The sequence below is a fragment of the Burkholderia cepacia genome, assembly GCF_001039005.1.
In the GTDB taxonomy this organism is placed as follows: domain Bacteria; phylum Pseudomonadota; class Gammaproteobacteria; order Burkholderiales; family Burkholderiaceae; genus Burkholderia; species Burkholderia theae.
The window spans coordinates 164,089-184,419 of record NZ_LDWR01000021.1 but is presented as its reverse complement, the minus strand read 5'-3'; the positions used below and the strand labels follow the sequence as shown (position 1 = coordinate 184,419).

Sequence of the window (20,331 nt, the reverse complement as noted above, 5' to 3'; positions counted from 1 at the left end):
TTCGCATCGGCGAACCGGCCTGTCGGAGAACGTGACGTGAATGGATTGAAGCTCGCGCTGGGCGCGGCAGCCGCGGTGGCGCTCGCGACGGGCGGCTTGGCGCATGCCGCCCGGGTCGGGGTCTATGTCGGCCCCGGCTTCAGCTACCCGTATTACTACCCTGTCGTTCCCGCGCCCTACTACTACCCGCCGCCCGTCATCGCGGTACCGGTCGATCCCGGCCCGCCTCCCGAATATGTCGAGAAGGGGCAGCCGCAAGACGACGGCGACGCGAACCTCTGGTACTACTGCGACGCGTCGAGGCACTACTACCCATATGTGAAGACCTGCAAGTCGGGCTGGCGATCGGTGCCGGCGCGGCCGCAGTGACGGAGGCGCGACGATGAAATCCGCATTTCGATTCGTGCACGTGCCGGCCGCGCTGGCGCTGGCCGGCCTCCTTGGCGCATGCGCATACATGCCGACCGGGCCGAGCGTGATGGCGCTGCCGGGCACCGGCAAGTCGTTCGACCAGTTCCGCGCCGACGACGGAAGCTGCCGCCAGTACGCATTCCAGCAATCGGGCGGCGTGAGTGCCGGGCAGGCCGCGACCGCGAGCGCGGTCGGTAGCGCGGCCGTCGGCACCGCGCTGGGTGCCGCGGCCGGCGCTGCGTTCAACGGCGGTACCGGTGCGGCCGTCGGCGCGGGCGCCGGGCTGCTCGCGGGCAGCGTCGTCGGCGCGGGCGCCGCGCAGGGCTCGGCCTACGACATTCAGCGCCGCTACGACTACGCGTACCTGCAGTGCATGTATGCGACGGGCAACCGCGTGCCGGTGCCGGGCGGGATGAGCGGCGGTGGCGGCGGCGGATATGGCGGGGGCGCACCGCGCGCGGCGCCGCCGATGCCGCCCGCGGGTGTCCAGCCGCCGCCGCCGCGGTATTGACGTCGGCGTTCACCGGTTGCGCCGGCGTGGGCGTACCGCACGCGCCGGGGCGCGATCGACGATCGACCATGGGCAGGCGCTGCGTGAATTGCGTACACTCTGAGTCTCGTTTCGGCAGGGCCGGGCGCATGGGTTCCGGTCCGCGTTTACTCAAGGCACAGCGATGATCGATTTACGCAGCGATACCGTGACACGTCCCAGCCAGGCCATGCTGGCCGCGATGACTGCCGCCGAAGTCGGCGACGACGTCTGGGGCGACGACCCGACCGTGCTGCGCCTGCAGTCGGTCACGGCCGAGCGGGCCGGCAAGGAAGCCGGCCTGTTCTTCCCGAGCGGCACGCAGAGCAACCTGGCCGCACTGATGGCCCATTGCGAGCGCGGCGACGAATACATCGTCGGCCAGCTCGCGCACACCTACAAGTACGAAGGCGGCGGCGCGGCCGTGCTGGGCAGCATCCAGCCGCAGCCGATCGAGAACGCGCCGGACGGCACGCTGCCGCTCGCGAAGATCGCCGCGGCGATCAAGCCGATTGACAATCACTTTGCCCGCACGCGCCTGCTCGCGCTCGAGAACACGATCGGCGGCCAGGTCTTGCCGGAAGCTTATGTCGAGGAAGCCGTCGCGTTCGCGCGCAGCCGTGGGCTGTCCGCGCACCTCGACGGCGCGCGCGTGTGCAACGCGGCCGTCGCATCGGGCCGTCCGATCGCCGAGCTGTGCGCACCGTTCGACAGCGTGTCGATCTGCTTCTCGAAAGGGCTCGGCGCACCGGTCGGCTCCGTGCTGGTCGGCAGCCCGGCGTTGATCGAGCGCGCGGCGCGCTGGCGCAAGGTGCTCGGCGGCGGGATGCGGCAGTCGGGCATTCTCGCGGCGGCGTGCCTGTATGCGCTCGACCACAACGTCGAGCGCCTCGCGGACGATCACGCGAATGCCGCGCATCTCGCGGCAGGCCTCGCGCGCATCGAAGGTGTGAAGGTGCTGTCGCATGCGACGAACATGGTGTTCGCGCAATTCCCCGAAGCCGATTGCGCGCCGCTCGAGGCGTGGCTCAAGGCGCGCGGGATCCTCACGCAGATGCTGTACGCGTCGCGCTTCGTCACCCACTGCGACGTATCGCGCGCGGATATCGACGCGTTCCTCGACGCGGTCGGCGCGTATTTCTCGCAGCGTCGCGCGTAACGGCCGCGGGCCGGGCCCGTCACCGGCTCATGTCATTTCGGCAGCGGCGCGAGCAACCGGCGCGCCGCTTCGACGACCCGCGCGGACAGCGACGCCATCGTCGGCGACTGCACGGTCCACGCGTGCCAGTACAGCGTGACGTCGGTCGGATGCGCGGGTGCGAGATCGACGAGCCCCTGCACGTCGAGCGGTGCGGTGCCGATCAGCGGCTCCGGCACCATCGCGTAACCGAGCCCGTGCCGCACCGCCGCGAAATGCGAATGGGTGCCCGGCACGTAGTGGCACGGGTAGGCGCCTTCGGGCAACCCGAACTTCTCCTTCAGGAACGACGACTGCAGCGTGTCGCGCCGCGAATATGCGACGACGGGCGCCTTGCGCGCGCTCGTGCGGTTCAGCCCGCGCGGAAACCAGCGCACTGCGAACGCGGCGGCCGCGAGCAGCCGGTAGCGCATCGTGCCGAGCGGCGTCGCGATGCAGCCGCGCATCGGCTTCGGCTCGGTCGTCACGCAGCCCACGGCCATGCCGCTTTCGAGCAGCGCGAACGTGTGGTCCTGATCCTCGACGATCAGCTCGAACAGGATGCGCTCGCCCGCGAGCACGGAGGTCAGCGCGGGCAGGAACCACGTACCGAGGCTGTCGGCGTTCAGCGCGATCGTCACGGAGATCGGCGATGCGCGCTCGGTCGCGAGTGTGCTTTGCAGGTCGGCCTGCAGCAGCGCGACGCGGCGCAGGTGCTGCAGCACGCGCTGCCCGGCCACCGTCGGGCGGCACGGGCGCGTGCGCAGCACGAGCGGCGTGCCGAGGCTCGCTTCCAGCGCGCGGACCCGCTGCGTGACGGCGGACGCGGTCACGTGCAGGCGCACGGCCGCCTGCTCGAAGCTGCCGGTGTCGGCGACGGCCAGCAGCGCGGCGGCCTGCTTCGGATCGATCGTCAGAGACATGTATCAGATTAACCGTGACAGATTGTGTTACTCAAACCAATAAAGCCTCGCCAGTTATCGCGCTGCGGTTGAGCACGACGCCGGGCGGGTAAATGCGGCGTCGAAAATAGGCACACCCTGGGACCCAACCGTGACCGATTCGGCATGTTGAGCCAGATGGTCGGGCGCGAGGTGCGCATACCGGAGAACCATGCCATATGTTCTCTCGTAGGTGTGGTTCTCGTATGAATTTCCCAATTCGGGTACGGGGCGCTTACTCAAATCCAGACGAACTGCACACCACGCTCCGGCTGCATCGCGATGTACGGCGACGCGCGAACTGGCAATGCCGGCGCGGACTCTCATCGCTTGTCGAACTTGGGCGTGAGTTCGTCAAGCGGCGCGGGACGATGCAAGTAAGTCAAAAGCGCTCGATGAGGGCGAATTTACCGAGACGAGATACGAAAGGGTTGGTTTATAGGTGAATAGCGCCTGTCGCTCGCGCGCATACTGAGTTCGCGACAAAGTGACTGGAGAGGCAGGATGGGTTCCCTGAGCATGTGCACGGTAGTTGGCAACCAAACCGTCCAGGTATTTCTGGCGGCAGGTACCGGCATGGCGAAGGTCTACATCGTCGACGACGAGTTCGGATCCTGTCAGCCCCGGTCCATGAGCGTGCGTACGTACCTCGATTCAGGTATGACGGAAGAGGAGGTCGTGCGGCACGTGTTGAGCGTTGTTTCGGCGTCGATCGAGCAGCTTTCGTACGCGAATGGACGCTGATGCAGTTTGGCAAGGTGTTCGATTCGTGAGCGACGCTACCTGTTTGGGTCCTGTCAACCAATAGCCAGTACCTCAAAGGAAAAGCCCGCTGCGAGCGTTTTTTTGCGTGCCACGAGTTTGCTACAGCATGGGGCAGGACGCACCCCTTTGCGCGCAGGCGACGTCGCTAGTGGACATCGGCCATACGCCAATCGTTGTCGATGTCGAAGCGGTTCGTTGATTTCCTTTATCGGGACGCTGGCAGACAGGGCATCAAGCTCGTCGTACGCGAACCATCCACAGCGTGCAATTTCAGTGCTGGCCAGGGTTGCCCTGCGAGGCATGAAAGGTGCGCAGTCACCGGGAGCAAAACTGATCGGGCGTCGAGTCGCAAAGGCGCAGGAGGCGATGAACATGGACGTAATGAAAATAGCGCGGGAGTCCGGACTTGCGGTGCTCTTGGAGGCGCGAATCGGCGAACAGGAATACAGCAGTGTGTCTGGATCGAGGGACGCCTTGCTATGTTTTGTCAAGGCGATTCGAATTGAGACGATGCAGGAACTCACGTTGCGAGTCCGATTGCGGTTTCGCCACTTCCCTTTGCCACGCCGCTGGCGGGCACAGGGCAAACACACCGGAACCAGTCCGCCCGAAGATCTGAAGGTCTGCTTCAATGCGAGGAAGCGTGCTCGGAGATTGATTCGCCACCCCAGTTTCGGACGTGAGGCATAAGCTGCCTGCTGACCTCGCCGGTACCGTCGGCGGTCCGTGGCAGTCTGATCCGGCTCATGTGGATGCTGATTGTTTTACGCCCGAGCAAGGTACCCAAATCGCGCAGATCGACAGCATCGTCGATTCGTTGACGATCAATTACGTGGCGGCACTTCAGAGGATCGACCCATGTAGGCACAACTCCGGGGCGATTCCCGGGTACATCCGGGGTGCGCAGTGTTGGGGGCATTGACCCGGTGAAGAAGTGACAACGTAGCGCCACAAGCAGGATGGCTTGTGGCGCTACTGCCTTTTTGCTTCTTCAGTCGACGCGAGCGCCATCGATCATGCGGCGGAGCTGGTCGAGTGCGGCAAGTCAGGCAACTTGCCCGCGACAAAGCCCGATAGTCGCGAAACCAAATAAAAGTCTGTAAAACGTTGATGGCCTGCGTTTTGACCGGCGCGAGACTAACGATTTATGCGTCTTCGTCTCTGATCGATCGTCATCGACATGTCGGTGGAATTCCTGTGAACGGGGACGAGAACAGCCCGTAGTGCAGGGCAGCGTGCGCAATCGTCCGGGCGTGGCGAATCGTCCCGCCGCGCGTCATTCGTCATCGGAATCGGCTGTCGCGCTGGGTACGGCGGCGCGCGAATTTTGATCTACGCTGTATGAATGTGCGAAACGCGGCAGGCGCGGCGCCGGTTGCCCGGCGGCGCTGTCATCATGCCGACGTCGGTGCCGGACGACGATACGCAGCAGACGTAGCCGCGTGTTGCCGGATCATGCGGCGCGGCACGCACGCGACGGGGCGGCACGCGCGCCCGCCGGCCCGCGCGTCGGCGGCGCACAGCGTACCGGCCGGACAACACCAACCTGAACAGGCGACGGAGCGACCTCGCGATGATCTTCCGGCAACTTTTCGACCCGCAATCGTCGACCTACACCTATCTGCTCGCCGACCGCGGGTCGCGCGAAGCGCTGCTGATCGATCCCGTGTTCGAGCAGGTGCGCCGCGACGTGGCGCTGCTCGACGAGCTCGGGCTGCGGCTCGTCGCGACCGTCGACACGCACGTGCACGCCGATCACGTGACGGGCGCGTGGCTGCTGAAGCAGCGCACGGGCAGCGCGATCGCGATCTCGGACGCGAGCGGCGCGCACGGCGCCGACCGCTACCTGAACGACGGCGACCGCTGCACCTTCGGCTCGCGCTACGTGACCGTGCGCGCGACGCCCGGCCACACGAGCGGCTGCATCAGCCTCGTGCTCGACGACGAATCGATGGCGTTCACCGGCGATTGCCTGCTGATCCGCGGCACGGGCCGCACCGACTTCCAGCAGGGCGACCCGCGCGCGCTGTATCGCGCGGTGCACGGCCGGCTCTTCACGTTGCCGGCCGCGTGCCTGCTGTATCCGGCGCACGACTATCGCGGCCTCACGGTGACGAGCGTCGGCGAGGAGCGGCGCTTCAATCCGCGCCTCGGCGGCGATCTCAGCGAAGACGATTTCGCGGGCTACATGCACAACCTCGGGCTCGCGCACCCGCGCCAGATCGACGTCGCGGTGCCGGCGAACCTGCAGTGCGGCGTCGCCGCGAACGCACCCGAAGCGCAGGCGGCGCCCGACTGGGCGCCGCTCGTCTATACGTTCGCCGGGTTCTGGGAAATCGATCCGCAATGGCTCGAGGATCATCTGCAGGCTGTGCAGGTCGTCGACGTGCGCGAACCGGACGAATTCACGGGCCCGCTCGGCCACCTGCCCGGCGCGACGCCGATCCCGCTCGGCGAACTGGCCGCGCGCGCCGGCGAGATCGCACGCGACCGGCCGGTCGTGACCGTGTGCCGGGCCGGCGGACGGTCCGCGCAGGCGAACGTGATCCTGCTGAAGGCCGGCTTCGACGCGGTTGCGAATCTCGGCGGCGGGATGCTGCGCTGGCGCGCGGAAGGGCGCGTCGTGATGGACGGCCGGTCGTAGCGGCCGGAGGTTGCGCGACAAAAAAATTCCGGACCGATGTCGAAACGGCCCGGCGCCGTTCGTCGTCAAGGTATCCGTTCATGTGGTGCCGCATGACGCGGCGCCGAAACCCCTGAGAGGTCACGCGATGATGCCGACGCTTTACGCCCATCCCTTTTCGTCCTACTGCCAGAAGGTGCTGACCGCGTTGTACGAGAACGGCACGCCGTTCGAGTATCGCCTGCTCGCACACGACGATCCGAAGCCGATGCAGGAACTGACCGCGCTGTGGCCGCTGAAGCGCTTTCCGGTGCTCGTCGATGCGGGCCGCACCGTGGTCGAGGCGTCGATCATCATCGAGTATCTCGGCCTGAACCATCCGGGCCCCGTGCGTCTGTTGCCCGACGATCCGCATGCGGCGCTCGAGGTGCGGGCGATGGATCGTTTCTTCGACAACTACGTGTCGACGCCGCAGCAAAAGGTCGTGTACAACGCGCTGCGGCGGGAAGACGAGCGCGATCCGCGGGGTGTCGCCGATGCGCGCGCGATGCTCGACACGTCGTATGCGTGGCTGGACAAGAAGATGGCCGATCGCGAATGGGCGGCCGGCGACCGCTTCAGCCTCGCCGATTGCGGCGCGGCGCCGTTCCTGTTCTACGCGGACTGGACCCACCGGATCGATCCGTCGTTCGCGAACGTGATTGCGTATCGCAAGCGTCTGTTGGCGCGGCCGTCGTTCGCGCGCGCGGTCGACGAGGCGCGGCCGTTTCGCTCGTTCTTTCCGCTCGGCGCGCCGCGGCCGCGCATGGCCGGCAGCGCGAGCCCGGGCGACGGAAGGACAGCAGCGGCAGCATCGCGGCGCCCGTCCGTCACATCGTGTGCGTGGCCGACTGCGCGAGCGTCAGCAGTTCGTCGAACTGCGTGATCAACTCGAAGCACAGCAGGAACGCGAGCGTATAGGCCGGCGCGGGGAAGCGCCGGATCATCTCCAGCACCTGCGGCGCGAAGCGCGACCGGACCGCGTCGCGCGTCAGCAGCCATGCGATCGCGATGCCGATCGCGGCGCCCGCGATCAGGTCGGTCGGGTAGTGAAAGCCGAGGTACGCGCGCGGCAGGCAAATGAATACGGCCGAATAAAGCAGCGCGAACACGCCGGCGCGGCGCGCGATGATGAAGATGCCGGTCGCGATCGCCATCCACAGCATCGCGTGATCGCTCGGAAACGAACTCCATGCCTGCAACGTCGCCGCGCGCAGCCCTGCCGACGGAAACTGCAGGTGCAGGTCGGGGTTGTAGATCGGCCGTACGCGGAACGGCAGCACCTGCGCGAGCAGCCGGCCGATCGCGAGCGCGATGAGTCCGCTCGCGATCGTCGCGACGACCAGCTCGCGTTGCCGCTCGCGGTTCGGGCCCGGCTGGAACCACAGCCAGCACAGCACGGGAATGAGCACGAAGCCCTTGAACGTGTACAGGCCCGCGACCACGCGGATCGCATGATTCATCAGCGGGCCGAACGTCATGTGGGTGAGGAAGATCTGGATCGTGGTGTCGAAATGGTTCATGTTCTGCGACCCCGACGGATGCGCAGCGCAAGACATGCGGCCGGCAGGATCTGAAAGCGCGCTCGCACCGGAGCGCAACGGGGGGCAAGTATGTCACCCGTTATTTCGAAGAAAATCCGAAAAAATACCGGGAATCCCCTGATAAAACGGGGCTGCGTGGCGGGGCCGGATGGGAGCGCGCCATGCGGCGCGGCAGGGTCGAATCGTCCGACGTTTGTGCGCGGATCCGCACGGCCGCCGGAAAAATATTTGGTTCAACTGGACAATTCGGCGGGCCGGCGCGGACCTTGCACCGGATGAACGAATGCGGGCTGCCGGCCGCGCGAATCTGCCGGGCCGCGCGGCGCGATGCATGCGCCGATCGAAAATAAAAGAAAAGGCGGGCAAGCCCTGTGGGCCTGCCCGTTGTGCGTGCGCGACGCCGGGTCAGTTGCGCCAGACCCGCACGGCGAGCGCGGCCAGCGACGTCGCGACGGCCAACGCGGTTACCGCATTCCAGCCCAGTTGCGCGAGCAACAAACTGCCGATCGCGGCGCCGGCCGCCATCCCGATGAACATGCCGACGAACAGCACCGCGTTGAGGCGGCTGCGCGACGCGGGATCGATTCGATAGACGATTGCCTGATGCGCAATCAGTGTCGCCTGCACGCCGAGATCGAAGCCGATCGTCGCGACCGCGAGCAGCACGAGCTGCGCATGCGGCGACATCAGCGGCGCGGCGGCCATCGATGCGAACGACAGCGTTGCGATGCCGATGCCGATGCGCGTGACGCGCTCGGGGCCGTGATGATCGGCCAGTCGCCCGGCAATGGGCGCGGCCAGCGCGCCGGCGGCGCCGGCGAGGCCGAAAGCGCCCGCGGCCGCGCTGCCGAGGTGGAACGGCGCGCCGTGCAGCATTACCGCGAGCGTCGACCAGAACGCGCTGAACCCGATGGCCAGCAGCCCCTGTGCAAGCGCGGCGCGCCGCAGCGCCGGATGATGGCGCCATAGCGCGCCGAGCGACCCGATCAGCGCGCGATACGGCAGGCGCGTGGTCGGCTCGAAGTGCGGCAGCCCGCGCGCGGCCACGACACCGATCGCGGCGACGCTGGCAGCCGCGAGTGCGAACATCACGCGCCAGCCGGCCGTCTCGGCGACGAACCCGGCCACGACGCGCGACAGCAGGATGCCGAGCAGCAGCCCTGTCATCACCGTACCGACGATGCGTCCGCGATGCGCGTCATGCGCGAGCGTCGCGGCGGCCGGCACGACGTCCTGCGCCATCGTCGCGGCGAGGCCGATCGCGAAGCTCGCCGCGAGCAGCAGCCCGAGCGACGGCGCGACGGCGGCGAGCAGCAGTGCGACGACCAGTGAGGCGGCCTTGGTCGCGATTACGCGGCGACGGTCGAAGCGGTCGCCGAGCGGCGCGAGCAGCAGGATGCCGAGCGCATAGCCGAGCTGCGTGAGCGTCGGCACGAAGCCGATCGCGCGCGCCGATGCGCCGAGATCGGGCCCGAGCGCGCCGAGCATCGGCTGCGCATAGTAGAGGGGCGCGACGCCGAGACCGGCGGCGGCCGCGAGCAGCAGCACGAGCCGGCGATCGGGCGTCGAAGGGGCGGCCGGGCGGGCCGGGGCTTGCGCCACGAGGGGCGCGGCGTCGAGACGGGGCGAGGTGGACATGGCGTGCATCCTTGGTTGGATAACGGGATGGACGCGAGTGTGGCGGCGCATGGCCGACCACGGTAGTGCCGCCTTGCGCAGATTTGTTATACGCTGAACGAATGACTGAAAAATCTTCCGCTTCTCCCGCTGCTGGCGGGTCTTCGCGCGTTCAGGTGGTGCCGGTGGACGGCGCGGGCTATCGTTTCGAGCTGATGGAAACCTTCGTACGCATAGTCGAGGCCGGCAGCCTGTCGGCTGCCGCCGCGCAACTGCATACGACGCAGCCGACGATCAGCCGGCGGCTGCAGGCGCTCGAACGCTCGCTCGGCATGCGGCTGCTGCAACGGACGACGCACACGATGCGGCTGACCGTCGACGGCGAGCGCTGCTTCAAGCGTGCGAAGGAACTGCTGGCCAACTGGGCGGCGTTCGAGGCCGACCTGCGCGGTGCGCAGGAGGAGCCCGACGGGCTGCTGCGCGTCGCGGTGCCGCACGCGTTCGGTCAGGAGCGTTTCGTCGGGCCGCTCGCGCAGTTCCTGCGCGACTATCCGCGCGTGTCGGTCGAATGGCTGCTGCAGGACGAGGTGCGGGATTTCATCGGCAGCGGTATCGATTGCGCGATCCAGGTCGGCGAGCCGACCGATCCGTCCGTGGTCGCGATCCGGCTGACGAAGGTGCCGCGCTTCGTGGTCGCCGCGCCGTCCGTGCTGAACGGTACCGACGTGCCGGCCGACCCCGCCGCGCTGGCCGTGTTGCCATGGCTCGCACTGCGCACGTATTACCGGACCGAGCTGGCGCTGACGCACGCCGTCACGGGCGAGACGCGACGCATCGCGATCCGTCCGCGCATCACGACCGCGAACCTGTACGCGCTGCGCAGCGCGGCGCTGCTGGGTGTCGGCGCGTGCGTCGGTTCGTCGTGGATGCTGGCCGACCACCTGGCGCGCGGCGAGCTCGTGCACCTCGCACCCGAGTGGCAGGCCGCGCCGCTGCCCGTCTACCTGACCTACCCGCATGCGCAGTTCTATCCGTCGCGGCTCGTGCGGTTCGTCGCGATGATGCGCGAGGCCGTGCCGGGGCTCGTCGAAGGGCGCGACGTCTGATGCAGGCGGCGCCCGACGCCGGCTGGCGCCGCGCGGTCAGCCGCGCCGGATCCCTTCGGGCAGCGCGCTGATGCGGCGCACCTCGGGCGAGTCGAGCCACGTGCGCGACGTGGCGCAGTCGGCGAACATGTCGGTCGCATCCTCGCCCCAGAACAGGTCGCCGTCGAGTTCGAAGGTCGGCACGCCGAATACGCCGTGCGCGATCGCTTGATCCGTGTTCGCGCGCAGCGCGTCCTTCACCGGCTGTGCTTCGACGGCCGTCACGCCTTCCGGAAAACCGACGGCTTCGCACAGCGCGGCGAAGCCTTCCGGCGTCGATACGTCCTGGCCGTCGCGCCAGATATGCCGGAAGATCCGCCGGATCGCGTCGGGCGTACTGCCCATCGCGATCGCGAGGCGCAGCGGCTTGATCGGGTTGAACGGGTGCGCGGGCGGCATCCGGAACGCAATGCCGAGTTTGTCCGCGCGGTATTGCGCGTGGCGATACGTGAAGACGCGTTTTGCCGCGATCTCGGCCGGCGCTTTCTGGCCCCAGTGCGTGAGCAGCGCGCCGAGCACGATCGGCCGCGCGTCGAACGCGGCTGCGGGCGGCAACCGGTCGAACTGTTCCTGCTGCAGGTACGCGAACGGCGAAACGAAATCGAAATACCAGGTGGCGGTGCGCGCGGCGTTCATGGCGAATGCCCCTCATGCATGTCGGGTTGGCGGTTGCGCGCAGGGTGCGCCCACGGGCGGCGCGCGATGCGTGCGTCGGCGGCCAGTGTCGCATGCGGCCGCCTTTCGCGCTGCCGCACTGCCGTACGCGCGCGGCCGGCTACGACCCGGCGTCGTCCGCTGCCGACGCGAGCCGCTCGAGACTGTCGCGCACGGCGGCCGCGTCGTAGCGGGCACCCGCGCCGCCGAGTGCAACGGTCGCCTTTTGCGCGAGCGGCAGCAGCATCGCGAGCGCCGCCGCCATCGCCGGCGCGGCGGCGAGCCGCGATTTCGGGCCCGACACCGTCAGCGCGCCGACGCATTCGCCGGCCGCGCCGAACACGGGCACGGAGGCCGACGCCGTCTCGGGGTCGCGCTCGCCGTACGACGCGGCCCACATGTGTTCGCGCACGTCGTCCCAGCGTGCATCCTGCGCGTCGGTGAACGCCAGCAGCACCTTCCCGGACGCGCCCTGGCGAACCGGAAATTCCTCGCCGACGCGAATCGACACGCGCACCGCGCGTGCGGGCTCGACGCGGTAGAGCACCGAGCGCGTGTCGCCCTGGCGCACGTAGAACGACGCCGTTTCCCCGAGTTCGCGGCTCAGCGTCTCGAGCAGCGGCTCGACCACCGGGCCGACCCGGAACGAACGCTGGTACAGCGCGGCGAGCCGCAGCGGCTCGTGTCCGACCGCGTACTGGCCGTCGTCGAGCTTGCGCATGAAGCCGCCATGCTCGAGCGCGGCGAGCAGGCGCAGGATCGTGCTCTTGTACAGCCCGGTGCGGCGTGACAGCTCGGCGAGCGACAGCCGGTCGTCGGTCGGTCCGAATGCACGGAGGATCGCGAACGCGCGATCGAGAACGGCGACGCCGCTGGACGCTTCGGCCGCCGCATCGGGCCCGTCGTCGGCGTGATCTGCTGGAGTCGTAGGCACTGCCTGCTTCCTTCGAATGATGTGCGGTCGACTATATCGTTCTGTCTGACAGAACTCAAGTTCCAGAAAATCGCATTTTCACGGGTATACCCCGCTTACTGCTCATTCGGTGTGCGCCTAAAGTTCTATCTAACAGAACTATGTTCTTTCAGATAGAACGACGAGGTATCGAATGAATGTTTCCGAATATCCGAAGGTGCTGGTGAGCGAGGTCGGGCCGCGCGATGGCCTGCAGAGCATCCGGACCGTGATGCCGACGGCCGGCAAGCTGCGCTGGATCACCGCGCTGGCCGCCGCCGGCCTGCGCGAGATCGAGGTGGGGTCGTTCGTGCCGGCCAGGCTGTTGCCGCAGATGGCCGATGTATCCGACGTCGTCGCGCACGCGCTGGCGATTCCCGGGCTGCACGTCGCCGCACTGGCGCCGAACCTGCGCGGCGCCGAACACGCGTTCGCGGCGGGCGTGCACAAGCTGACGTTGCCGGTCTCGGTGACGGACGCGCATTCGCTCGCGAACATCCGCAAGACGCCCGCGCAGATGATCGACGAGGTGCGTGCGATCGTCGCGCTGCGCGACGCGCGGTTTCCGTCGATACAGATCGAGGCGGGTGTGTCGGTCGCGTTCGGCTGCACGATCGCGGGCGCCGTCAGCGACGACGAGACGATCGCGATGGCCGTCGCGATGGCCGAATGCGGCGTCGACGAGATCGGCCTGTCGGATACGAGCGGCTATGCGAATCCGGCACAGGTGCGTCGGCTGTTCGCGCGTCTGCGCCGCGAGGTCGGCGACAAGGCCGGCGGCGCGCATTTCCACAACACGCGCGGGCAAGGGCTCGCGAACGTCGTCGCGGCGCTCGACGCGGGCGTGACGACGATCGACGCGAGCCAGGGCGGCCTCGGCGGTTGTCCGTATGCGCCGGGCGCGACCGGCAACATCGTCACCGAGGATCTCGTGTTCCTGCTCGAATCGATGGGGATCGACACGGGCGTCGACGTCGACGCGCTGCTCGCCGCACGCGCGATCCTGCACGACGCGCTGCCGTCCGAGGCGCTGTATGGCCACGTGCCGGACGCCGGGTTGCCGAAGGGCTTTCGTTATGCGGACGGCCGCGTTCCGACGGCGCCTCAACCGGAAGGCTGCCTGACGGGAGTCGCGCAATGAACGACCGGCTACCTGCTTCGACGCTGCCGTACGAAGGCGTGCGCGTGATCGAGATGACGCACATGGTGATGGGCCCGACGTGCGGGATGCTGCTCGCGGATCTCGGCGCGGAAGTCATCAAGATCGAGCCGATCGCGGGTGACAGCACGCGTGCGCTGCGCGGTTCCGGCGCGGGCTTCTTCGGGATGTTCAACCGCAACAAGAAGAGCCTTGCGGTCGACGTGAAGGATCCGCGCGGGCTGGAGATCGTGCTGCGGCTCGTCGCGACGGCGGATGTCTTCAGCGAGAACTTCAAGAGCGGCACGATGGACCGGCTCGGCCTCGGTTATCCCGCGCTGCATTCGCTGAATCCGGGCCTCGTGTACGTATCGCACAAGGGCTTCCTGCCGGGGCCGTACGAGCATCGCACCGCGCTCGACGAAGTCGTGCAGATGATGGGCGGGCTGGCCTACATGACCGGCCCCGAGGGCCGGCCGCTGCGCGCGGGATCGAGCGTGAACGACATCATGGGCGGCATGTTCGGCGCGATCGGCGCGATGGCCGCGCTCGCGCAGCGCGAGCGCACCGGCCGCGGCCAGCAGGTGCAGAGTTCGCTGTTCGAGAACAACGTGTTCCTCGTCGCGCAGCACATGATGCAGTTCGCGGTGACGGGGCAGGCCGCGTCGCCGATGCCGAGCCGGATTTCCGCGTGGGCCGTCTACGACGTGTTCGCCGTGAAGGACGGCGAACAGATCTTTCTCGCGGTGGTGTCGGACACGCAGTGGGCGCTGTTCTGCGACGCATTCGGATTTGCGGCGCTGAAGGACGATCCGCGCCTCGCGACCAACAACCTGCGCGTGCAGGCGAGGGAGTGGCTGCTGCCCGCGTTGCGTGCGCGGCTCGCGCCGCATTCGGCCGCGGAGATCGGCACGATCTTCGAATCGATCGGCCTGCCGTACGCGCCGATCACGAAGCCGCAGGACCTGTTCGACGATCCGCATTTGCTCGCGACGGGCGGCCTCGAAGCCGTGACGCTGCCGGCCGACGCGAGCAGCGCCGGTCGTCCGGTCGACACGCGCACCGCGCTGCTGCCGCTGACGCTCGCGGGCGAGCGCCTGCGGCTGCGCTCGGCGCCGCCCGCGCTCGGCCAGGACACGCGCGCGCTGCTCGGCGAGCTCGGCTACACACCGGACGAAGCGCGTGCGCTGATCGACGCCGGAGTCGTGGCGGGGCGGCTCGGCGCCGACGACGCGGCGCACGGCGACGGGCCGGGCGGCGCGCCGTCGCCGAACGAAGTGGCGAGCGCATAGCGCGGTCGCGATCCATCGAACGAACAAAGGCGACCGCGGCGCGCACCGCGCGGACACGGATCGCCGTATCCACGGAGACAACCATGACATCCGCTTCCCCGGCGATGGCCGCCGATCGCGAGACCGACGCGTCGATCGAGCAACGGGCCGTGCGCAAGGCCGCGTGGCGCTTCATCCCGCTGCTCGCGCTCGCGTATTTCTTCAACTATCTGGATCGCACGAGCGTCGGGTTCGCGGCCCTCACGATGAACCGCGATCTCGGGCTGACCGCGACGCAGTTCGGCTGGGGTGCGGGGATCATGTTTGCGGGCTACTGCGTGTTCGAGGTGCCGAGCAATCTCGCGCTGTACCGCTTCGGCGCGCGCCGCTGGCTCGCCCGCATCATGATCACGTGGGGGCTGATGGCGGCCGCGACCGCGCTCGCGACCGGGCCGACGAGTTTCTACGCGATCCGGCTGCTGCTTGGTATCGGCGAGGCCGGCTTCTTTCCGGGCGTGATCTTCTTCCTCGCCGTCTGGTTTCCGGCGAGCTACCGCACGCGCGTGCTGGCGTGGTTCACCGTGTCGACGCCGCTGTCGTCGCTGATCGGCGGCCCGCTGTCGACATGGCTGCTACAGCTCGACGGTGTGCTCGGGCTTGCGGGCTGGAAATGGATGTTCATCGTCGAAGGGCTGCCCGCGTGCGCGCTCGGTTTCTTCGTGCTGAAGCTGTTGTCCGATTCGCCGGCGGATGCCGCCTGGCTGTCGGACGACGAGCGTGCCGCGCTGCGCCGTGCGTTCGAGCGCGAAGGCGCGGCCGCCGGCCGGAAGAAGCGCTTCGGCGTCGCGCTGCGCGACGTGCGTGTGTACCTGCTCGCGCTGATCTCGTTCGGTTTCACGATGGGGTCGTACGGGATCGGCATCTGGCTGCCGCAGATGCTGAAGGCGCACGGCATGACGACGATGCAGACGGGCTGGCTGTCCGCGGTGCCGTACTTTTTTGCGACCGTCGCGCTGCTGTGGTGGGCGAAGCGGGTGGACCGTCGCGGCGGCCCGGTCGCGAACCTCGCCATCGGGCTGTTCATCGGCGCGGTGGCGCTCGGCGTGTCGACGCATTTCCTGACACTCGGGCCGGCGCTCGTCGGCATCACGCTCGCGCTGATCGGCACGATTGCCGGCCGCACGATCTTCTATACGCTGCCGTCGCGCTTCCTGTCCGGTCAGGCCGCGGCCGGCGGGCTGGCGCTGATCAACTCGATCGGCGCGCTCGGCGGCTTCGCGGGCCCTTATCTCGTCGGCTACCTGAAGGACAGCTTCGGCACCTTCACGGCCGGCATGCTGGGCCTGGCGATCGTGCTGGCGATCACGACGCTGCTCACGCTGTCGCTGTACGCGTTCGACCGGAGCGAGTGACATGGACACGACGATTTCGATCAAGCGGCGCCGGCTGCTCGGCGCGGCCGCCGCGTCGCTCGCGCTGCCCGCGTGCGTCGATACGCACGCACCGGCCCACGATGGAGCTTCCCGCATGACCACGCAAGGCAACTATCTCGCGGTCCGCCCCGACTGGCTCGCGTCGGCGCTCGAACCCGCGCTCGAGCCCGACCTGCCGATCGTCGACGCGCACCATCACTTCTATGAGCGGCCGGGCTGGATCTACATGCTCGACGATTATCTGCAGGACGCGCGGTCGGGCCACAACATCCAGGCGTCCGTCTACATGCAGGCGCAGACGCGCTATCGCGATGCCGGCCCGGCCGAACTGAAGCCGGTGGGCGAGACGGCCTATGTCGCCGGCGTGACCGAGCCGCTCCAGCATGGCCATCCGGCCGTCGCGAAAGGCATCGTCGGCCACGCGGACCTGCGCCGCGGCGAACGTGTGCGCGAGGTGCTGGAAGCGCATCTCGAAGCGGGGCGCGGGCGGTTTCGCGGGGTTCGGCACCTGACCACGTGGGACGCCGATCCGACGCTCGCCAATCCGCTGTCGGCGGTGCCGCGCGGGCTGCTGCTCGATCCCGCGTACCGGGCCGGCGTCGCGCAGCTCGCGCCGCTCGGGCTGTCGTATGACGCGTGGCTGTTCTTTCCGCAACTGCCCGAACTGTTCGATCTCGCGAAGGCCAACCCCGATACGCGGATCATCGTCAATCACTGCGGCGGCGTCGTGCGGATCGCGAGCTATGCGGACCGGCGGCCGGAGGTGTTCGAACGCTGGTCGGCGTCGATGCGCGCGCTCGCGCGGCTGCCGAACGTGTACGTGAAGGTCGGCGGGCTCGGGATGCGTATCAACGGCTTCGATTTCGACAAGGGCGCGCGGCCGCCGTCTTCGGTGCAGCTCGCCGACGCGTGGAAGCCGTGGATGCTGACCTGCATCGAGGCGTTCGGCGCCGAGCGCTGCATGTTCGAGAGCAATTTCCCGGTCGACAAGGGCTCGTATTCGTACGTGAACGGCTGGAATGTGTTCAAGCGGCTGACCGCGCATGCGAGCCCGGACGAGCGCGACGCGCTGTTCCGGGGCACGGTCACGCGCGCCTACCGGCTCGGTTGACGCGTATCGCGACAGGCTGGTGCGTGCTCACCCGGCTTCCACCAGCGCCGCGAGCTTCGCCAGCGCCATGCGCCAGCCGGTCTCGTTGTCGGCGGCCGGTACGCCGGGCGGCACCCCGTCGTGCACGGCGTCCACGCGCGTGCCGCCCGCTTCGTCGGACAGCGTGATCGTGATCGTCATGGCGCCGCGCAGCATCGGATCGTCGGTCTCGAACACGTCGATCTCGACGATCCGCTCGTCCGGCACGAGCGTGACGAAGCGGCCGTGATAGGTATCGGTGTGCGTGGTGGTTTTGCCGGTGCCGGCCGCCGGCGTGTCGTAGCTCAGCGACACGCGCAGCGCGCCGCCCTCGCGTGCATCGAACGCGTCTACACGGCACGTCATGCCGTCGGGAACCTTCCATTGCTCGACCGCGTGCGGATCGAGCAGCGCGCGGTAGACGCGCCCGCGCGGGGCGTTCAGGTGCCGGCTGACCCGGGTCGAATGCGTGTGCGTGTGCAACATGTCGCCTCCCGCGGAGCGCGCGCGACGGTGCACGCCGGATGCCGGCGTGTCGTCGCGCTTCCTTCAGGAATCGTAGGCGCGGGCGGGGCGGCACGCAATGACCGCGCACGTGCACTCGCCCGCGTTCAGCGCAGCGCGGCTGCGAACGCGTCGAGCTGCGTGATGCAGGTGTTCCAGCCCTCGAAGAAGCCGAGCGCTTCGTGGCGCTCGCGCGTCGCGGCATCCGGATGCATCACGCGCGCCTCGTAGCGGCTGCCCGCTTCGTCGTCGGCCATCGTGATGATCGCCGTGAAGCCCATCCACGGCACCTGCGGCCGCCAGCCGCCGGCGAGCATCGACGTGAACGCGATGCGCGACTCCGGCACGATTTCGACGAAGCAGCCGGGATTGTCGCTCGTGCCGCCATCGGGGCCGCGCATGAACGTGTGGAAAGCGCCGCCCGGACGCAGGTCGAACGCGCGCACTTCGGTGGTCCACGGTTTCGGGCACCACCATTCCTTCAGAAGTTCGGGGTTGGTCCAGGCACGCCACAGCGCGTGGCGCGGCGCGCGCAGCGTGCGCGTGATCACGAGATCGTGGGCTTCAGCGGGTTCGACGTGGCTTGCTGACATCTTGCTCCTCCTGATGACGGCGTTCGACGAATTCGACGAGTCGATCGGATCGCGCTTCCCACAGCGCGCGCTGCGCGGCGAGCCATTGCTCGGCCTCCGTCAGCCGGCTGCCGACCAGCGCGCAGGTGCGCGAGCGGCCGGTTTTGCGGGTCTGGACGAGGCCGCTGCGCTCGAGTACCGCGACATGCTTCATGAACGACGGCAGCGCCATGTCGAACGGCGCGGCCAGCGCGGAGACGGTCCGCTCGCCCTGGCCGAGCGCGCTGACGATCGCGCAGCGCGTCGGATCGGCGAGTGCATGGAAGACGTCGCTGATGCCGGGTTGAAGGTTATCCATTCGGCTAAGTATAGGCGATGCAGCGGGATTTTTCGTCGCGTACGATGATGGGGCGGTAACGCGCGCCGACCGGGCGCCGCGTTGCCGAAAGCCTGCCGCCGTTGCGTGAGCCGCGACGATCGGCCGGTGTTCGTTTCGATCCAGGCGCACGCCGCGCTCACGCGGTGCGGCACGCCTGATTACCGGAGATAGCATGACCGAACCCGTTACCGTCCGCCGCGTCGGCGCCAGCGATGCGAGCGCCTGCGTCGACGCGCTGGCCGATGTGCTGATCGACTGCGTCGAGGGCGGCGCATCCGTCAGTTTCATGTTGCCGATCGAGCGGCCGACCGCCATCGCGTTCTGGACGCACGTGGTCGAGGGCGTCCGGAACGGCGAGCGCATCCTGCTCGTCGCCGAGGACGCGGCCGGCCGGATCGTCGGCACCGTGCAGGTCGTGACCGCGCAGCCCGAGAACCAGCCGCATCGCGCCGATATCGCGAAGATGCTCGTATCGCGGCACGCGCGCCGGCAGGGCGTCGCCGCGCAGCTGATGGCGGCAGCCGACGCGGCCGCGCGCGACGCCGGCAAGACCGTGCTCGTGCTCGACACCGTGACGGGCGGCGACGCCGAGCGGCTTTACGAGCGGGCCGGCTGGCAGCGCGTCGGCGTCGTGCCGAACTTTGCGCTGATGCCCGACGGCGCGCTCTGCGCGACGACGTTCTTCCATAAGCAGCTCGCATAGCGGCGGGCGTCATGCATCCCGTCACCCCGGCGCTCCTGTTCGCCACGCTCGTGGCCGGTGTCGTCGCGCTGCTCGCTCCGGTGTTGCTCGCGGCTGCGTGGCGACGGCGCACGCAGGTGCCGTTGCGTGTGTTTTGCTACGGCATGCTGACGTTCTTCGTGTTCCAGCCGGTGTTGCGCCTGTCGTGGCAGGCGCCGCTGTTCCACTGGCTCGGGACCGACCCGCGCTGGCATCTGCCGATGCTCGTGTTCGCGGCGTTGACGGCAGGGCTCTTCGAGGAATGCGGGCGCTGGGTCGCATTCCGGTATCTGCTGCCGAAGCGGCGCGACGCGCAGACGGCCGTGATGCTCGGGCTCGGGCATGGCGGGCTGGAGGCGATGCTGCTCGTCGGCGTCGGGTTTCTCGTGCTCGGCACGGGTTACCTGCTCGCGCACGCAGGCGTCGTCGTGCCTGCCGGCGTGCAGTCGCTGATCGGGTCGCAGTTCACGGGCATGACGCTCGTGTCGCCGTTTCTCGCGCTGTTCGAACGCGCGAGTGCGTTGGCTGCGCATGTCGGCTTGTCGCTGATCGTGCTGCAGGCGTTCGAGCGCGGCACGAAGCGCTGGCTCGTGTATGCGATCGCGTTCCATTTCCTGTTCGACCTCGTCGCCGTGCTGCTGTCGCGGTACTGGCACGTTGATACCGTGCTGATCGAGGCGATCCTGTGCGCATGCAGCGCCGCGCTCCTGTGGCTGGGCATTCGCTGGAGCCGCTGGGAGACGGGTGCCGGCGGCACGCGCCCGGAGCACGCCGCGTGACGTGCGTC

At 68.4% G+C, this 20,331-nt stretch carries 20 protein-coding genes and 2 pseudogenes; 14 read left to right on the top strand and 8 right to left on the bottom strand.

All coding sequences use genetic code 11. The features are described from left to right. The first annotated feature begins 36 nt into the window (after positions 1–36). The 3 genes from VL15_RS13200 (at position 37) to ltaE (ending at position 2,099) form a co-directional block, all read left to right on the top strand. The gene (locus VL15_RS13200; RefSeq protein WP_048246018.1) at positions 37–369 is read left to right on the top strand and encodes a hypothetical protein; all 333 of its coding nucleotides are present in this window, start codon (positions 37–39) and stop codon (positions 367–369) included. Positions 370–382: 13 nt separating this feature from the next. After that, entirely contained in the window at positions 383–922 is a 540-nt protein-coding gene (locus VL15_RS13195; protein WP_048246015.1) for a YMGG-like glycine zipper-containing protein, read from the top strand. Between the two features lie 163 nt (positions 923–1,085). Next, positions 1,086–2,099 (top strand): low-specificity L-threonine aldolase, encoded by a 1,014-nt coding sequence (ltaE, locus tag VL15_RS13190; protein ID WP_048246013.1) that lies wholly within the window; start codon positions 1,086–1,088, stop codon positions 2,097–2,099. A 32-nt stretch (positions 2,100–2,131) separates the two neighbouring features. Here the strand turns inward: ltaE and VL15_RS13185 are convergent, their stop codons facing one another. Further along, positions 2,132–3,034 (bottom strand): HTH-type transcriptional regulator ArgP, encoded by a 903-nt coding sequence (locus VL15_RS13185; protein ID WP_419188665.1) that lies wholly within the window; start codon positions 3,032–3,034, stop codon positions 2,132–2,134. Between the two features lie 528 nt (positions 3,035–3,562). On the opposite strand from VL15_RS13185, the gene VL15_RS13180 reads away from it, so the two are divergent. From VL15_RS13180 to VL15_RS13170, 4 genes and pseudogenes are all read left to right on the top strand, one after another. Continuing rightward, on the top strand, positions 3,563–3,802 hold the full coding sequence (locus tag VL15_RS13180) for a hypothetical protein (protein WP_048246009.1): 240 nt from the start codon (positions 3,563–3,565) through the stop codon (positions 3,800–3,802). Between the two features lie 216 nt (positions 3,803–4,018). Next, a complete protein-coding gene (locus VL15_RS39975; RefSeq protein ID WP_155420201.1) occupies positions 4,019–4,513 on the top strand; it encodes a hypothetical protein in 495 nt (164 codons plus the stop codon). Positions 4,514–5,396: 883 nt separating this feature from the next. Further along, positions 5,397–6,467 (top strand): MBL fold metallo-hydrolase, encoded by a 1,071-nt coding sequence (locus VL15_RS13175; RefSeq protein ID WP_048246007.1) that lies wholly within the window; start codon positions 5,397–5,399, stop codon positions 6,465–6,467. A gap of 127 nt (positions 6,468–6,594) precedes the next feature. Further along, positions 6,595–7,242: pseudogene (locus VL15_RS13170) on the top strand (glutathione S-transferase); the annotation flags it as partial. A 73-nt stretch (positions 7,243–7,315) separates the two neighbouring features. On the opposite strand, the gene VL15_RS13165 reads toward VL15_RS13170, so the two are convergent. Together VL15_RS13165 and VL15_RS13160 are read right to left on the bottom strand one after the other, a co-directional pair. Continuing rightward, positions 7,316–8,008, bottom strand: coding sequence for a phosphatase PAP2 family protein (locus VL15_RS13165; protein WP_048246005.1), 693 nt, complete (start codon positions 8,006–8,008; stop codon positions 7,316–7,318). A gap of 426 nt (positions 8,009–8,434) precedes the next feature. Then, positions 8,435–9,667 (bottom strand): MFS transporter, encoded by a 1,233-nt coding sequence (locus VL15_RS13160; RefSeq protein WP_048246002.1) that lies wholly within the window; start codon positions 9,665–9,667, stop codon positions 8,435–8,437. A 101-nt stretch (positions 9,668–9,768) separates the two neighbouring features. On the opposite strand from VL15_RS13160, the gene VL15_RS13155 reads away from it, so the two are divergent. Further along, a complete protein-coding gene (locus tag VL15_RS13155) occupies positions 9,769–10,752 on the top strand; it encodes a LysR family transcriptional regulator (protein ID WP_048246000.1) in 984 nt (327 codons plus the stop codon). 36 nt (positions 10,753–10,788) lie between these two features. On the opposite strand, the pseudogene VL15_RS13150 reads toward VL15_RS13155, so the two are convergent. Both VL15_RS13150 and VL15_RS13145 read right to left on the bottom strand, forming a co-directional pair. Beyond that, positions 10,789–11,447 (bottom strand): annotated as a pseudogene (locus VL15_RS13150) (2-hydroxychromene-2-carboxylate isomerase). Between the two features lie 119 nt (positions 11,448–11,566). After that, positions 11,567–12,379: an IclR family transcriptional regulator gene (locus tag VL15_RS13145; protein ID WP_048245996.1), complete on the bottom strand. Its 813-nt coding sequence runs from the start codon at positions 12,377–12,379 to the stop codon at positions 11,567–11,569. A gap of 172 nt (positions 12,380–12,551) precedes the next feature. Between VL15_RS13145 and VL15_RS13140 the strand changes: the two genes are divergently transcribed. From VL15_RS13140 to VL15_RS13125, 4 genes are all read left to right on the top strand, one after another. Beyond that, a complete protein-coding gene (locus tag VL15_RS13140) occupies positions 12,552–13,538 on the top strand; it encodes a hydroxymethylglutaryl-CoA lyase (RefSeq protein ID WP_048245994.1) in 987 nt (328 codons plus the stop codon). Beyond that, a complete protein-coding gene (locus VL15_RS13135; RefSeq protein WP_048245993.1) occupies positions 13,535–14,827 on the top strand; it encodes a CaiB/BaiF CoA transferase family protein in 1,293 nt (430 codons plus the stop codon). Before VL15_RS13140 ends, VL15_RS13135 begins: the two co-directional genes overlap by 4 nt. A gap of 83 nt (positions 14,828–14,910) precedes the next feature. Next, entirely contained in the window at positions 14,911–16,218 is a 1,308-nt protein-coding gene (locus VL15_RS13130) for an MFS transporter (protein ID WP_048245991.1), read from the top strand. Between the two features lies 1 nt (position 16,219). After that, complete coding sequence (locus VL15_RS13125) at positions 16,220–17,350, top strand: amidohydrolase family protein (RefSeq protein WP_048245989.1); 1,131 nt, start codon at positions 16,220–16,222, stop codon at positions 17,348–17,350. A 27-nt stretch (positions 17,351–17,377) separates the two neighbouring features. Here VL15_RS13125 and VL15_RS13120 read toward each other — a convergent pair whose 3' ends face one another. From VL15_RS13120 to VL15_RS13110, 3 genes are all read right to left on the bottom strand, one after another. Beyond that, positions 17,378–17,854 carry an SRPBCC family protein gene (locus tag VL15_RS13120; protein WP_048246222.1) on the bottom strand — a complete coding sequence of 159 codons (477 nt, stop codon included), beginning with the start codon at positions 17,852–17,854 and terminating at the stop codon, positions 17,378–17,380. Between the two features lie 125 nt (positions 17,855–17,979). Continuing rightward, the gene (locus VL15_RS13115) at positions 17,980–18,465 is read right to left on the bottom strand and encodes an SRPBCC family protein (protein ID WP_048245987.1); all 486 of its coding nucleotides are present in this window, start codon (positions 18,463–18,465) and stop codon (positions 17,980–17,982) included. Next, on the bottom strand, positions 18,437–18,802 hold the full coding sequence (locus VL15_RS13110; protein ID WP_048245986.1) for an ArsR/SmtB family transcription factor: 366 nt from the start codon (positions 18,800–18,802) through the stop codon (positions 18,437–18,439). Before VL15_RS13110 ends, VL15_RS13115 begins: the two co-directional genes overlap by 29 nt. Before the next feature lie 193 nt (positions 18,803–18,995). Between VL15_RS13110 and VL15_RS13105 the strand changes: the two genes are divergently transcribed. Next, complete coding sequence (locus tag VL15_RS13105) at positions 18,996–19,526, top strand: GNAT family N-acetyltransferase (protein ID WP_048245985.1); 531 nt, start codon at positions 18,996–18,998, stop codon at positions 19,524–19,526. 11 nt (positions 19,527–19,537) lie between these two features. Then, positions 19,538–20,323, top strand: a complete 786-nt coding sequence (locus VL15_RS13100; RefSeq protein WP_048245983.1) for a YhfC family intramembrane metalloprotease — start codon at positions 19,538–19,540, stop codon at positions 20,321–20,323. Positions 20,324–20,331 lie beyond the last annotated feature (8 nt).

Coding starts and splice junctions, on each gene's coding strand:
- VL15_RS13195 (WP_048246015.1), top strand. CDS start 383: ATGAAATCCGCATTTCGATTCGTGCACGTGCCGGCCGCGCTGGCGCTG.
- ltaE (WP_048246013.1), top strand. CDS start 1,086: ATGATCGATTTACGCAGCGATACCGTGACACGTCCCAGCCAGGCCATG.
- VL15_RS13180 (WP_048246009.1), top strand. CDS start 3,563: ATGGGTTCCCTGAGCATGTGCACGGTAGTTGGCAACCAAACCGTCCAG.
- VL15_RS13175 (WP_048246007.1), top strand. CDS start 5,397: ATGATCTTCCGGCAACTTTTCGACCCGCAATCGTCGACCTACACCTAT.
- VL15_RS13165 (WP_048246005.1), bottom strand. CDS start 8,008: ATGAACCATTTCGACACCACGATCCAGATCTTCCTCACCCACATGACG.
- VL15_RS13160 (WP_048246002.1), bottom strand. CDS start 9,667: ATGTCCACCTCGCCCCGTCTCGACGCCGCGCCCCTCGTGGCGCAAGCC.
- VL15_RS13155 (WP_048246000.1), top strand. CDS start 9,769: ATGACTGAAAAATCTTCCGCTTCTCCCGCTGCTGGCGGGTCTTCGCGC.
- VL15_RS13140 (WP_048245994.1), top strand. CDS start 12,552: ATGAATGTTTCCGAATATCCGAAGGTGCTGGTGAGCGAGGTCGGGCCG.
- VL15_RS13135 (WP_048245993.1), top strand. CDS start 13,535: ATGAACGACCGGCTACCTGCTTCGACGCTGCCGTACGAAGGCGTGCGC.
- VL15_RS13130 (WP_048245991.1), top strand. CDS start 14,911: ATGACATCCGCTTCCCCGGCGATGGCCGCCGATCGCGAGACCGACGCG.
- VL15_RS13125 (WP_048245989.1), top strand. CDS start 16,220: ATGGACACGACGATTTCGATCAAGCGGCGCCGGCTGCTCGGCGCGGCC.
- VL15_RS13120 (WP_048246222.1), bottom strand. CDS start 17,854: ATGTTGCACACGCACACGCATTCGACCCGGGTCAGCCGGCACCTGAAC.
- VL15_RS13115 (WP_048245987.1), bottom strand. CDS start 18,465: ATGTCAGCAAGCCACGTCGAACCCGCTGAAGCCCACGATCTCGTGATC.
- VL15_RS13110 (WP_048245986.1), bottom strand. CDS start 18,802: ATGGATAACCTTCAACCCGGCATCAGCGACGTCTTCCATGCACTCGCC.
- VL15_RS13105 (WP_048245985.1), top strand. CDS start 18,996: ATGACCGAACCCGTTACCGTCCGCCGCGTCGGCGCCAGCGATGCGAGC.
- VL15_RS13100 (WP_048245983.1), top strand. CDS start 19,538: ATGCATCCCGTCACCCCGGCGCTCCTGTTCGCCACGCTCGTGGCCGGT.